We start from the raw sequence: 12,659 nt of genomic DNA, 5'->3' as shown, positions 1-12,659 counted from the left end.
TGCCTCGACTCCGAACGGCTGCCTGGCCGTCGAACGAACCACCAGAACTGGGGGCGTCCTCGATTCCCTCTCCGGGGCCTCGGGCTGCGAACATCGTGCAGACCCGATGCGACCCCGAGGAGGCCACGATGACCGAGCAGCGACCACGCCGACCGCTGTTCGTCGACGACGTGACCGACCCCGGCGTGTGGGAGGCAGCTGCCGAGCGGCGCGCCCTGGCCGCCTCGGCCCGTCGCTCGTTCGCCCGCCGCACGGCCGACCACCTCGGCGAGGCGCTCGGCGTCAGCGCCGCCCCGCGCGTGCTGCTCGACTCGGCGGACGACGACGCGCAGGTCCCCGCCCTCTGAGCTCCCGGCGGCTCTCAGCGACGCGGTCGCGAGTCAGCTGGCGGACGTGCCCGCCGCCTCCTCGTCGTCCGTGACGAGCTCGCTCTCGTCCGTGTCGTCGAGTTCGTCGTTGCCGGCCGCCTCGACCCAGTCGGTCGCGTCGTCCGAGAGGTAGAACTCGTCGGCGTCCACGTCGGCGGCCCAGTCGTCGTCGGCCGTCGGCTCGCCCGTGACGGCGGTGATCTGCTCGAGCACCCAGGCGGGGACGACCTCGCCCGCGTTGTCGATCAGCCACTGTCGGGTCGAGGGGACGAGCTCGGACCACCATTCGTCGATGCGCATGCACCGAGCCTGACACGTCTGGGGTCCTCGGCGCTCGTCAGCGCCGCGACGTGTCGAGGATCCAGGTGTCAGCGTCGCGACGCGTGCCCACTGCGGGGCAGGCGGCGTCTCGACGACACGCACGCCTGACTCCTCGACACGTCGTGCCGCGGCCGCGCTCGTCTCCACGCCGCGCTCGTCTCGCTCGTCGAGCTCGCTCGGCAGGCGGAGGTCGACGAGCGCGCCACGTCGGTCGCGCGCGTCGCGTCGGCCGCGCGCGCCGCGTCGACCGCGCCGCAGCGCAACTCAGGAGGCGGGCATCGCGGACTCCTGATCCGTGCACGACTCAGGACCCACGCTCCCCCCGCCGCGCAACGCAGGACAGATCTTCCTGAATGAGGAGAGGACCGTGGGGCAGCCCGCGGTCACCAGCCGCGGGTGAGCCCTTCGAGCCCGAGGTCGAACGCGACGACGACGTCGTGGTCGGGCTGGAGCAGCATCTGCAGCTGCAGGCCCATGTAGAGCGCGACGACGCTGGTCGAGAGGGCGGCGACGTCGGTGCCCGCGGGGATCTCGCCCTGGCTGAGGTCGAACGCGAGCCCCTGGAACACCATCGCGTGGAAGTCGCGGTAGCTGTCGCGGACGAACCGTCCCGAGAGGTCGCCCGCGTCGGCCGAGCCGATCGAGAGCGTCATGAGCGAGCGCGACAGCCCGCGGTGCACGTTGCTGTGCGCGACGAGTCCGCGCACGAAGCCGAGCGTCGCCGCGCCCGCCGTCTCGCGGGCGACCTGCTCGAAGCGGTCGAGGTTCCACCGGTCGACGGCGGCGAGCACGAGTCCCTCCCACGACGGGAAGTGCCGCTCGACGCAGGCGGGCGACATGCCCGCGGTCCGGGCAACGGCGGAGACGTCGGTCGCGTCCCAGCCGACGGCGTCGAGCGTCTCGACGGTGGCGGCGACGATGCGCTTGCGGTCCGCGACGCTGGTCTCGAACGCGCTCGGTTCGTGGTGCGCGGTGATCGTGCTCACGCGGTCTCCTCCGTGGCTGGCGTCCGCGGCGGGTGGGTGAGTCCCCGCCTGTCGTCCGTGTCCCCAGCTTGGAGCAGGCAGCCGGTCCCGACCACCCCCTCCGCGCCCCCAACCCGGGTGCCACGCGACGGTCCCGCAGACGGCGCGGCGTGCGCCGGCCGCGCCCGGAGGAGGCGCGGTGCGAGCCCGCGAGGAGGCGCGGCGCAAGCCCCGAGGAGGCGCCCGTCAGCCCTGCCGCGCCGCCCACTCCTGCGAGTGCTCGGCCTGCTCCCGCGTGAGGTCGGTGACGCCGCCGCAGTTCGTGCACTGCACGTGGTACCGCTTCGACACCGTGAACAGCGGCACGAAGAACAGCGTGAAGCGCGTCGAGCGGCGGGCGACCTGCTGGTCGACGGTGCGTCCGCAGAACCGGCAGGCGAAGACGACGACGGTCAGCAGGGCCTGGCGGACGGAGGTGCCGAAGAGCAGGAACATCCCCCGACGCTACCGAGGCCCCGGCCGACGCCGCTCAGCGAGCTCCGACCCCGAGCTCCGACCCCAGCTGCGAAGCGAGCGCCGCGAGCTCGGCGACGAACCGCTCGCGCAGCGCCGCCTTCTCGGCCGCGGGCAGCCACGACGCGTCGACGCCGGCGAGGGCCATGCCGCGCACCTGGTCGGCGCTCGCGCCGATCTGCTCCGAGACGATGCGGTACTCCTGGGCGAGCGAGGTGGGGAACATGCCCGGGTCGTCCGACGCCGGGACGACGTTCAGCCCGGCGTCGAGCATCGCGGCGATCGACGCGCGGCGCCACGGCCGCCACGAGCGACGCGACGTCGTCGACACGACCGTGAAAACGACCTGCTCGTCGCGCATCCGCGCCACGACGTCGTCGTCCTCGAGCACGTAGTACCCGTGGTCGATGCGGTCGCAGCCGAGCTGGTCGAGGCAGGTGATCGTGTTCACCGCGGTCGGCGCGTGCTCGGACGAGTGCGCGGTGCGGCCGAGGCCGGCCTCCCCGGCGAGCCGGTAGGCGTCGACGAAGCGCTCGGGCGGGCCTGCGGTCTCGAGGTTGTCGAGCCCGATGCCGGCGACGTACTCGTGCGGGTGGTCGACCACCTGCTGCACGAGGGCGAGCGCGTGCTCGCCCGACCGGCTGCGGTCGATGCCCTGGATCATCCGGCCCGTCATGCCGAAGTCGCGCTCCGCCATGCGGATGCCCTCCGCGTACGCCTCGACGGACCCGGCGTAGCCGAGCGACTCGAGGTGCGGCGGCACGGCGTCGAAGAACAGCTCGAGGTGACGGGTCCCGCTGCTGCGGTGCGCCTCCTCGAAGGCCTCGTACGTGATGCGGGTCAGGTCGTCCGCGTCGCGGAGCACCTCGACGACCCACCCCGACGCCTGGAACAGCGAGTACGACACGTCGGGCTCGCCCTCGCTGCGGCCCTGCGGCACGGGGATGCGCGTGTCGCGGTACAGCGCCGGGTCGGGCGGCAGCGAGTTGATGTCGGCGAAGATCCGCTCGGGCTCGGCGGGCAGGGCGAGGCCCTCGCGCCGGGCGAGCTCCGCGAAGGTGGACGCCCGCACGGTGCCGATCAGGTGGCAGTGCAGGTCGGTCTTCGGCATCCGGTCGAGGTACCACCCCGGCAGCGAGGAGGCGGTCGGCGAGGAGGCGCTCGGCGAGCCTGCGGTCGGCGAGCCGGCGGCCGGCGAACCAGCGGTCCGCGAGCCGGAGGGCACCGGGTCGGAGGTCAGGAGGCGTGCGTCGGCACCCATCAGCGCGACGTCACCTCGCGAGCGAAGCGGTCGACCCACTCGGCGCGCGTCGGGACGAGCTCGGTCGGGTCGAGCGTGGCGTAGCCGGCGGCGATCGGGTCGGCGGCGATGTCGCCGACGACGTCCTGGATGGTCGAGGGGACGGTCGCGTCGGGGTTCACGGGCAGGTCGCCGACGATCTCGGCGGACGACGACTGCGCCTCGGCCGACAGCAGGTAGTCGATGAACTGCGAGGCGCCGTCGACGTTCTCGGCGCCCGTGGGGATCATGGCGCGGTTGGTGGCCATGTACTTGCCGGTCGCGGGCGGCGTCCAGGCGACGGGCTCGCCCGAGGCGACCAGGTCGGTGGCGAAGCCGCTGAGCGCGTCGGCGGCGACGATCTCGCCCTGCGTCAGCAGGTTCGTGACCTCGGTCGACGAGCTGTAGAACTGCAGCACGTTCGGCGACCACTCGCCGAGCTGCTCGAGCGCGGCGTCGATGTCGTAGGGGCCGTCGCCGAACTCGGAGGCGACGCCCGAGACCATCAGCTGGCCGGCGGTCACCGAGATGTCGGGCAGGGCCACACGGCCCTCGAGGTCGGAGTCGCCGTACAGCGACCAGTCGGCGGCCTCGTCGGCGTCGAGCTCGTCGGTCGAGTAGAGGGTGCCGTTGAGCTGGTAGCTGTAGGCGGGGCCGACGTAGGCGTCCTCGGTCGCGAAGTCGGCGATGGCCTCCAGGTTCGGCACGTCGGCCGCCTCGACCTGCTGGAACAGGTCGTCCTCCTGGCCGAGGGCCGCGTAGTAGTCGCTGATCAGCATGACGTCGATGCCGGGGTCGCCGTCGGCGAGCTGCAGCTTCGACAGACGGTCGGCGTTCGAGCCGGTCTCGATCTCGACCTCGATGCCGGTGGCCTCGGTGAACGGGTCGACCACCGCCTCCTGGAACTCCTCGACGCCGAACGGGAACGTGCTGACGACGATGCTCTCGGCGTCCGACGACGAGGCGTCGCCCGACGAGCAGCCGGCGAGCACGACGGCGGAGACGGCGAGGCCGGCGGCGAGGGCCAGGGGCCGTGTGCGGGAGGTGCGGGTCATGGTGGTCCTTTCGAGGAAGGGCAGAGGGGGTGCAGGAGGCGCGGAGGGCAGGACGCGCGGGTGCGGTCCAGGGGAGAGGGGCGGAGCGGAGGGGCCAGGTGCAGGAGGCGCGGGCCGGCTCAGTCGGCCAGCGCGACGAGCCGCGACTGCGGCGCGGTCACGACGACGTCGTCGCCGGGCGCGAGCGACGACGTGCCCGTGGCGCGCACGTCGGACACGAGCCGCACGCGAGCGCCCGAGGCGTCGATCGCGGCGACCGTGACGAGCAGGTCGACGCCGCGGTACGCGACGTCGGTGACGGTGCCGGGGAGGTGCAGGCCGGCCGCGGCCGGTGCCGCCGCCCGACCCGCACCTCCTGCGGTGGGCTCGACCACCAGGTGCTCGGGCCGGACCGTCAGCGAGGTGCCGTCGGCGGCGGAGACGAAGTTCTCGTAGCCGAGGAAGTCGGCGACGAAGCGGTTCGCGGGTGCCGGGAACACGCTCTGCGGGGCGCCCTGTTGCATGATGCGTCCGGCGCGCATGAGGACCATGTCGTCGCTCATCTCGAGGGCCTCGTCCTGGTCGTGGGTGACGAGGACGACGGTGAGCCCGGTCTCGCCCTGGATGCGGCGGATCTCGGCGCGCATCTGGACCCGGAGGCGGGCGTCGAGGTTCGAGAGCGGCTCGTCGAGCAGCAGCAGCTTCGGGCGGATCGCGATGGCCCGGGCCAGGGCGACGCGCTGCTGCTGGCCGCCGGAGAGCTTCTTCGGCTTGCTCGCCGCGAGGTGCCCGAGGCCGACGAGGTCGAGGGTCTCGGCGACGCGACGGGCGCGCTCGTCGGCGGGCACCCGGCGCAGCTTCAGGCCGTAGCCGACGTTCTCGGCGACCGAGAGGTGCGGGAACAGCGCGTACGACTGGAACACCATGCCGAGCCCGCGCTTCTCGGGCGGCGTGCGGGTCATGTCGTCGCCGTCGATCAGGATCGTGCCGTTCGTCGGGGCCGAGTAGCCGGCGAGCATGCGCAGCGTCGTCGTCTTGCCGCAGCCCGACGGGCCGAGCAGGGTCGTCAGGGCTCCGCGGCGGATCGACAGGTCGATGCCGTCGACGGCGGTGAAGTCGCCGAAGACCTGGCTGACGCCGCGCAGCTCGGCGGCGGGGCGCTCGGCGGCGGCGTGCTCGGCGCTGGCGTGCTCGGTGACGGGGCGGGTGCCGGCGGGGTCTGGGGTGCTCACTTGTTGATGCCTCCGAAGATCTTGGCGAAGCCGACGGTGCGCTCGGCGACCACGGCGACGACGACGGTGGCCGCGAGGATCAGCGTGGCCATCGCCGCGACCATGGGGTCGTAGCTCTGCTGCACGTAGTCGAGCATCGTGACCGGCAGGGTGCGGAAGTCGCGGCTCTGCAGCAGCAGCGACAGGGGGACGTTGTTGAACGAGGTGACGAAGCTGAGCAGCGCCGCCGAGAAGATGCCGGGCCGCAGCAACGGCAGCGTCACGGTGAAGAAGGCGCGGACCGGGCTGGCGCCGAGTCCGCGGGCCGCCTCCTCGAGCGACGGGTCGGCGAGGGCGAGGGAGGCGCCCGTCACCCGGACCGCGTACGGCATCATCAGCGCGGTGTGGCCGATCAGCAGCGTGGGGAAGTTGGCGAGCCCGAAGCCGATCATCAGCTGCTGGTAGAGCGCGAGGCCGACCACGAGCTCGGGCACGATCAGCGGCGAGAGGAACATGCCCTCGATCAGGCCCTTGCCGGGCAGGCGTCCGCGGTGGATCGCGAGGGTGACCGGCACGCCGACCGCCAGCGCGATGACCGTGGCGAGCACGGCGAGCTGCAGGCTCGAGACGAGGGCGCCGGTGAAGGGCGCGTACGTGACGGCCTTCTCGAACCACTGCAGCGAGAAGCCCTGCGGCGGGAACGTCAGCGTCCGGCCGCCCGTGAACGCCGTCGCGACGACGAACAGGATCGGCACGATCATGACGACGTAGCCCGCGACGGCGAGGGTCCCGGCGACGGGGCGTCCGGTGCCCGGGGTCTTGCTGCTGCGGGCCGGCTTGCCGGGACGGGCGGTGTCGGCGCCGACGGTCGCGCTGCTGTCGGCGGTCGTGCTGCTGCGGGGCGTGCTGGTGCGGGTCACTGGGTGGCTCCCTTGCGGGCGACGAGCGACGAGAGGCCCGAGACGACGAAGACGAGCACGGTCATGATCAGGGCCGTGGCGGAGGCGCCGGCCCAGTCGATCGTGACGCTCGAGTACGAGAAGAGCTGGGTGCTGAGCATGCGCTGGCTCGACCCGCCGAGCAGGTAGGGGGTCGTGTACGCGGTGACCGAGCCGGCGAAGACGAGCGTCGCGGCGACGACGATGCCCGGGCTCGAGAGCGGGACGACTATGCCCCAGAAGGTGCGCGACCGGCTGGCTCCGAGGCCGCGGGCGGCGTCGTCGAGGCCGGCGTCGACCTGGGCGACGGCCGAGTAGCACGAGATGATCGCGAGCGGCAGGAACAGCTGCGTGAGGCCGAGGACGATCGCGAGCTCGGTGTAGAGCAGCTGCGGCGCCCGGTCGACGAGGCCGAGGCCGACAAGCAGCTGGCCGATGGCGCCCTGGGAGCCGAGCACGACGAGCCACCCGAAGGTGCGGACGACGTTGCTGAGCAGCAGCGGGAAGATCGCGAGGGCGAGCAGCACGCTCGACCAGCGTGACGTGGAGCGGGCCAGCAGGTACGCGATCGGGAACCCGAGCACGACGCAGACGGCGGTGACGATCAGCCCGAGGCCGACGGTGCGGCCGATGATCCTCAGGTCGTACGGGTCGGTGAGCATCTGGCCGACGCGGCCCAGCACCTCGCCCGTGCCCACGCCGGGAGGGGCGACGAGCATCGCCAGCGACGGGACGAGGAACCCGACGAGCAGGAAGGCGAGCCCGGGCAGCAACAGCAGCAGGGCGGTCTTGCGAGTGGTCACGACGAGCCTTTCGTGGCGGTCGGGGTACGACGTTCGTACGGGGCCGCCTCGTCGGCGCCCAGGTCGCCGAGGGGGCAGTGACAGGGGAGTCGAGGAGGCGGTGCAACCGGTTGTGCAACCGGTCTCATCAACCATAGGGTCCCCCTGGGGGCAGCACGACCACCGCGTGTAACGATCATGTGAAACGTGGTCCGGCCGTGCCCCTAGGCTCGCTGCAGGCACGACGACGGAGGGGACGCGCATGTCGACACTGGCCGACGTCGCCGCGCTCGCGGGGGTCTCCAAGGCGACCGCCTCCCGCGCCCTCAGCCGTCCCGAGCTGGTGCTGCCCGAGACCGCGGGTCGTGTGCTCGCCGCCGCCGAGCAGCTCGGCTTCGTCGCGAACCGCGCCGCGCGCCAGCTCGCCCGGGGTCGCAGCGGTCTGATCGCCCTGGTCGTCCCCACGCTCGAGAACTCGTACTTCACGCCCGTGATCGCGGGCGCGCAGGCGCTGGCCGGCGAGCACGACATGCAGCTGACCGTCGCCGTGCACCCGCTGGCGCACCCGGACGAGCTCGTCGCGTTCGAGCGGCTCTCGGCCCAGGTCGACGGGTTCATCGTGGTGGCGCCCCGCGGGCCCGACGAGGTCGTCGCGGCCGCCGCCTCCTCGAAGCCGACCGTGCTCGTCGACCGTGAGGTCGCCGGGCTCTCGTCGGTCGTGGCCGACACCGCCGCGGCGTTCGGGTCGCTCGTCACGCGCCTGGTCGACGACGGCCACGAGCGCATCGTCTACGTCGGCGGACCGGAGGGCTCGTGGCAGGACGCCCAGCGCACCGAGGCCGTCACCCGTGCCGCGCACGGGCGTACGTCGCTCGTGCGGCTCGGGCCGTTCCCCTCCACCTTCGCGGCGGGGGTCTCGGTGCTGCCCGCGGTGCTCGAGGCGCGGGCGACGGCCGTCGTGCCCTACGCGACCGCGATCGGGCTGGGGCTGATGTTCGCGCTGGGAGACCGGCCCGCCTCCTCCCGGGTCGTCGTCAGCTCGGAGCGGATGGTCGTCGACTCGCTCGGCCTCGTCGGGGTCCCGGCGATCGACGTCGACGGCGACGAGCTGGGCCGCGTCGCGACGGGCCTGCTGCTCGACCTGGTCGACGGCCGAGGAGGCGCGGGCACGGAGCGAGCACAGCGTCGCCTCCCCGTCCCGGTGCGCTGGCCCGCCGGGGCGTGACGCTGCCCGGAGCGCCCGGGTGCCGGTCGTTCACCGGGACACCTCGGCGGGCCTGCTTCGGCCGGCCGAGGTCAAGGGGCGCCTGGCCTGCGAATTCGCGTATGCCTGTCCCGCAAAAATGCCCGGTGATGGGGGTCTAAACGCTACAGTCATCGAATGCTCATCGGATACGCCCGCGTCTCGACCTCGGGACAGGATCTCGCAGCACAACGTGATGGTCTCGCAGCACTCGGTGTTGACGATCAACACGTCCACGTTGATCACGGCCTGTCGGGCACGACTCGAGCACGCCCGGGCCTACGCGAGGCGCTGGCAGCGTGCCGCGCCGGCGATGTCCTGGTCGTGACGAAGCTCGACCGTCTCGCCAGGTCGTTGCGCGATGCGACCGACATCGCGGACGAGTTGACGAAGAAGGGCGTCGCCTTGAACCTCGGGGGAGCGGTCTACGACCCCACCGACCCGGTGGGTCGGCTCCTCTTCAACGTGCTCGGCATGGTCGCCGAGTTCGAAGCCGACCTCATCCGTGCCCGCACGCGGGAGGGCATGGCGATCGCCAAGGCCGCCGGCAAGCTCCGAGGTCGCAAGCCCAAGCTCACTGCCTCGCAGGAGAAGCACCTCGTGCAGCTGCACCGCACCGGCGCCCACACCACCAGCGAGATCGCCGAGCTCTTTGGCGTGGCCCGTTCGACGGTCTACCGCGCGATCCAGCGAGGAGAGCAGGCGTGATGGACATGGGTTCACCAGAGGTGCAGGTTCAGGTGGCGGCGGCGCCACACGAGGCTGAGCAGTTGGAGGCCTGCCCGTTCTGCCGCATCATCGACGGTTCGTCTCCGGCCGTGTGGATAGAACGTGAACACGACGCCGTGGCCTTCGCGCCTCTGCCCGATTCGGCACTCGCTCCCGGGCACACTCTGGTCGTACCCGTCGAACACACCACGGACCTCCGCACGGCATCGCCTCGCTCGCTGGCGGCGACGATCGCCCTGGTACAGCGCGTCGCGCGAGCGATGCGAGGCGGGCTCGGGGCCACGGGTACCGTCCTTCTCCAAGCCTCGGGCCAAGATGCTGGGCAGAGTGTTCCGCACCTGCATTTCCATGTCGTCCCGTGCTGGCCTGACGACGAGACCACCCATTGGCCACCACGGCCCTCTACTCACCAGTTCGACGGAGACCCCCACGCGGCCTTGGCGGAGATGTTCGAGTAGCGCCCGATATCCCATCCCCCACTGGATCACTTGCTGTGGGGCGAGCGCACTCGGAGAGGACGCCGTCGTGGTCGTTCCGTGTCGTCGGTGAGCGTGGGCGGAAACGGTCCCTAACGTCGTAGCGTCTAGGGATGCAGCAGCCCAGGGGCCTCGATCAGCTCGTATCGGAATGGCGGAGCTCCGGACCAGGACGTGCGCGCTTCGTGCCGGGCTTCGACCCATCAGGTGGAGGAGCAGCGGCGACAGTTCTCGTGCTGATGGAATCACCCGGTCCTGCCACGATCAAGCAGGGCGAGGACGCGATCAGCAGTGAGGACAACCCGGGGCCGACGGCGTCTGCGTTCAGGCGAGCACGGATCGAGTCGGGTCTGGGCAGGAACGTCTACCTGCGATGGAACATCGTCCCGTGGGCCCTTGGTCGGGCGCCGACCGTCACCGATCTCGACGAGGCACGCCCTGCCCTGGCTCAGCTGCTCGTTTCTCTGCCGCAGCTGCGGGCGATCGTGACCTTCGGCACTCCGGCCCTGACGGGCGTGATGAGGTACTTCACCCTGGAACCGCGTGCGAGGGTCGTGCCCGTGCTCGCGGCACCCCATCTGTCGCCGGCGAACGCCACCCGCGCCGGCGAGAAGCACCTGCGGGCCGTCACGGCCCTACGGCACGCTTCGCTTCTCTGATCATCTCGGCGAGGAGTCGGGGCTGTGCTGCGACGCGGCGATCACGGCCAGGAGATCCTGCGCCCCGGCGCTCAGACCGGCCGACCACACGGCGCGGAACGGGCGCCTCAGGTCGACGGCTGCCGGGACGGTGACGAGGCGCCCGGCACGGAGGTCGTCCTCGACCAGCAACGAGCTGATGACTCCCGGACCCACACCGCCGGCGATGGCCGCCCGGATGGCGCCCGTCGACGACAACTGCGCAGCGGGTTCTGCCATCAGGGCAGGGTCGATCCCCAGGGCGAGCTCGAGGGTCCGGCGGGTGCCCGAGCCCGACTCCCGAGACACGAGCGGTGTGGATGCGAGATCCGCTGCCGTCACGGGTTCGGACTTCGATGCCCATGCGTGCCTCGGCGAGACGACGACGAGCAGTTCGTCGACACCCAGGACGGTCGTGGCGAGCCCGTCGGCCTCATCAGGGGTCTCCGTGAACCCGAGGTGCGCGCGCCCCGAACGGACCTCGTCGACGACCCAGTCGCTGTTGCCCGATTCCAGGCGTACCCGGACACGATCCGCTGCCGCTGTCATCCAGCGTGGCATCAGCGCCTCTGACACCGTCTGACTCGCCGCGACGAGGAGAGCGTCGGAGGCGCCGGTCATCAGGGTGTGCAGCGATCGTTCGAAGGTGGTCGCCGCCTCGAGCAGGGGTCGGCCCCACTCGCACACCAGGAGTCCGTGCTCGGTCAGCGCCGAGCCCGCCCGAGAGCGGACGAGCAACGTACGACCCAGCCGCCGCTCGGCGCCCGTGATGCGAGACGACGCCGCCTGCTGGCTGATGCCCACCGATGTCGCGGCCCGGCCCAGACTGCCCGATCTCGAGATCGCCTCCAGCAGTCGGAGCGTCTCGAGATCAACAGGGAGTCCGGTCACAAGGATCGATTGTGACACCACAAGCATCCGCCCGTATCGGCAGCCGGACGCACGTACGAAGATCGAGGCATGCCTGCCGCGATCACACCGACTGTCGCCCCTCCCCGCACGCACGGTCTGTTCCGCCAGCTCGAGCACCGCGGGCAGATCGTGTCGAACCTGACCCCGAACTGGTTCGCGTCGATCATGGGGACCGGCATCGTCGCCAACGCCGCGGCGACCCTGCCGTTGCAGTTCCCGGGGCTGCGCCCTGCCGCGACCATCGTCTGGGCACTGGCCAGCGTGTTGTTGGTCGCTCTCAGCACGGCGACCGTCATGCACTGGGTGCGTTACCGAGCCACCGCGCGGGGGCATCGACTCAATCCGGTGATGGCGCACTTCTACGGGGCACCGCCCATGGCGCTGCTGACCGTCGGCGCGGGCACCCTGCTCTTGGGCAGAGACGTCCTCGGTACGCCCCTGGCGGTCGGCATCGACTGGGTGTTGTGGACCATCGGTACGGTGCTCGGCCTCGTCAGCGCGATCGCGGTCCCGTACCTGACGTTCACCCGGCACGACACGGCCCCCGACAGTGCGTTCGGCGGCTGGCTCATGCCCGTGGTTCCCCCGATGGTGTCTGCCTCGACCGGTGCGCTGCTGCTGCCCTTCCTGCCCGCGGGGCAGGCCAGGCAGAACATGCTCTGGGGGTGCTACGCGATGTTCGGGTTGTCGTTGCTGGCGTCGATCGTGATCATCACGCTGATCTGGTCACGCCTGGCCCAGCACAAGATCGGCCCGGCCGGCATGGTCCCGACCCTCTGGATCGTCCTCGGCCCCCTGGGGCAGTCGATCACCGCGGCCAACCTGCTCGGTGGCAACGCCCACCTCGCCGTCGACCAGGGAACCTCGCACGCCCTGTTCGTCTTCGGGCTCGTCTACGGTGTGCCCACTCTGGGATTCGCCCTGATGTGGGCGGCACTGGCATCGGCCATCACCCGCCGCACCATCCGCCAGGGGCTCCCGTTCTCACTCACCTGGTGGTCGTTCACCTTCCCCGTCGGCACCTGCGTGACAGGCCTGAACGGTCTGGCCCTGCACACGGGACTCGTCGCGCTGCAGGTACTGGCGGTCGTGTTCTACATCGGGCTCGTCGGGGCCTGGGTCACGGTCGCCGTGCGCACCTTCCACGGCAGCGTCATACGCGGAACGCTCCTCGCGCCTCCCCGTCCCCTGCCCTGACCGCGGACGACGAG

The 12,659-nt window shown here is 71.6% G+C and carries 15 protein-coding genes; 6 read left to right on the top strand and 9 right to left on the bottom strand.

Annotation, left to right across the window (positions count from 1 at the left end):
- Window positions 1-128: 128 nt before the first annotated feature.
- A complete protein-coding gene (locus ITJ48_RS07150) occupies window positions 129-347 on the top strand; it encodes a hypothetical protein (RefSeq protein WP_192170559.1) in 219 nt (72 codons plus the stop codon).
- 33 nt (window positions 348-380) lie between these two features.
- Here ITJ48_RS07150 and ITJ48_RS07145 read toward each other — a convergent pair whose 3' ends face one another.
- From ITJ48_RS07145 to ITJ48_RS07110, 8 genes are all read right to left on the bottom strand, one after another.
- A complete protein-coding gene (locus ITJ48_RS07145) occupies window positions 381-668 on the bottom strand; it encodes a hypothetical protein (RefSeq protein ID WP_194612951.1) in 288 nt (95 codons plus the stop codon).
- Between the two features lie 404 nt (window positions 669-1,072).
- A complete protein-coding gene (locus ITJ48_RS07140; protein ID WP_194612950.1) occupies window positions 1,073-1,675 on the bottom strand; it encodes a TetR/AcrR family transcriptional regulator in 603 nt (200 codons plus the stop codon).
- Between the two features lie 225 nt (window positions 1,676-1,900).
- Window positions 1,901-2,149, bottom strand: coding sequence for a zinc-ribbon domain-containing protein (locus ITJ48_RS07135; protein WP_123546918.1), 249 nt, complete (start codon window positions 2,147-2,149; stop codon window positions 1,901-1,903).
- Window positions 2,150-2,183: 34 nt separating this feature from the next.
- Window positions 2,184-3,428, bottom strand: a complete 1,245-nt coding sequence (locus tag ITJ48_RS07130) for a hypothetical protein (RefSeq protein ID WP_228506222.1) — start codon at window positions 3,426-3,428, stop codon at window positions 2,184-2,186.
- Entirely contained in the window at window positions 3,428-4,501 is a 1,074-nt protein-coding gene (locus ITJ48_RS07125; protein WP_192043258.1) for an extracellular solute-binding protein, read from the bottom strand. The genes ITJ48_RS07130 and ITJ48_RS07125 overlap by 1 nt, the downstream gene beginning before the upstream one ends.
- 119 nt (window positions 4,502-4,620) lie before the next feature.
- Window positions 4,621-5,712, bottom strand: coding sequence for an ABC transporter ATP-binding protein (locus ITJ48_RS07120; protein WP_370544821.1), 1,092 nt, complete (start codon window positions 5,710-5,712; stop codon window positions 4,621-4,623).
- Complete coding sequence (locus ITJ48_RS07115; RefSeq protein WP_370544820.1) at window positions 5,709-6,611, bottom strand: ABC transporter permease; 903 nt, start codon at window positions 6,609-6,611, stop codon at window positions 5,709-5,711. The genes ITJ48_RS07120 and ITJ48_RS07115 overlap by 4 nt, the downstream gene beginning before the upstream one ends.
- Window positions 6,608-7,432: an ABC transporter permease gene (locus ITJ48_RS07110; RefSeq protein WP_370544819.1), complete on the bottom strand. Its 825-nt coding sequence runs from the start codon at window positions 7,430-7,432 to the stop codon at window positions 6,608-6,610. The genes ITJ48_RS07115 and ITJ48_RS07110 overlap by 4 nt, the downstream gene beginning before the upstream one ends.
- 241 nt (window positions 7,433-7,673) lie before the next feature.
- On the opposite strand from ITJ48_RS07110, the gene ITJ48_RS07105 reads away from it, so the two are divergent.
- The 4 genes from ITJ48_RS07105 (at window position 7,674) to ITJ48_RS07090 (ending at window position 10,518) form a co-directional block, all read left to right on the top strand.
- Window positions 7,674-8,636 carry a LacI family DNA-binding transcriptional regulator gene (locus tag ITJ48_RS07105; RefSeq protein ID WP_194612948.1) on the top strand — a complete coding sequence of 321 codons (963 nt, stop codon included), beginning with the start codon at window positions 7,674-7,676 and terminating at the stop codon, window positions 8,634-8,636.
- 156 nt (window positions 8,637-8,792) lie between these two features.
- Entirely contained in the window at window positions 8,793-9,362 is a 570-nt protein-coding gene (locus ITJ48_RS07100; RefSeq protein WP_194612947.1) for a recombinase family protein, read from the top strand.
- Window positions 9,362-9,841, top strand: coding sequence for an HIT family protein (locus ITJ48_RS16635; RefSeq protein ID WP_370544855.1), 480 nt, complete (start codon window positions 9,362-9,364; stop codon window positions 9,839-9,841). The genes ITJ48_RS07100 and ITJ48_RS16635 overlap by 1 nt, the downstream gene beginning before the upstream one ends.
- Window positions 9,842-10,098: 257 nt before the next feature.
- Window positions 10,099-10,518: a uracil-DNA glycosylase gene (locus ITJ48_RS07090; protein WP_192119034.1), complete on the top strand. Its 420-nt coding sequence runs from the start codon at window positions 10,099-10,101 to the stop codon at window positions 10,516-10,518.
- On the opposite strand, the gene ITJ48_RS07085 is transcribed toward ITJ48_RS07090, so the two are convergent.
- Window positions 10,519-11,445: a LysR family transcriptional regulator gene (locus ITJ48_RS07085; protein WP_167260826.1), complete on the bottom strand. Its 927-nt coding sequence runs from the start codon at window positions 11,443-11,445 to the stop codon at window positions 10,519-10,521. It abuts the gene before it with no gap.
- Window positions 11,446-11,496: 51 nt separating this feature from the next.
- Between ITJ48_RS07085 and ITJ48_RS07080 the strand changes: the two genes are divergently transcribed.
- On the top strand, window positions 11,497-12,645 hold the full coding sequence (locus ITJ48_RS07080) for a TDT family transporter (protein WP_043594582.1): 1,149 nt from the start codon (window positions 11,497-11,499) through the stop codon (window positions 12,643-12,645).
- Window positions 12,646-12,659 lie beyond the last annotated feature (14 nt).

It is taken from the genome of Frigoribacterium sp. VKM Ac-2530 (genome assembly GCF_015350835.1).
Lineage (GTDB): Bacteria > Actinomycetota > Actinomycetes > Actinomycetales > Microbacteriaceae > Frigoribacterium.
Note: the sequence above shows the minus strand (reverse complement) of the source record. Positions and strands in the feature narration are given on the sequence as shown.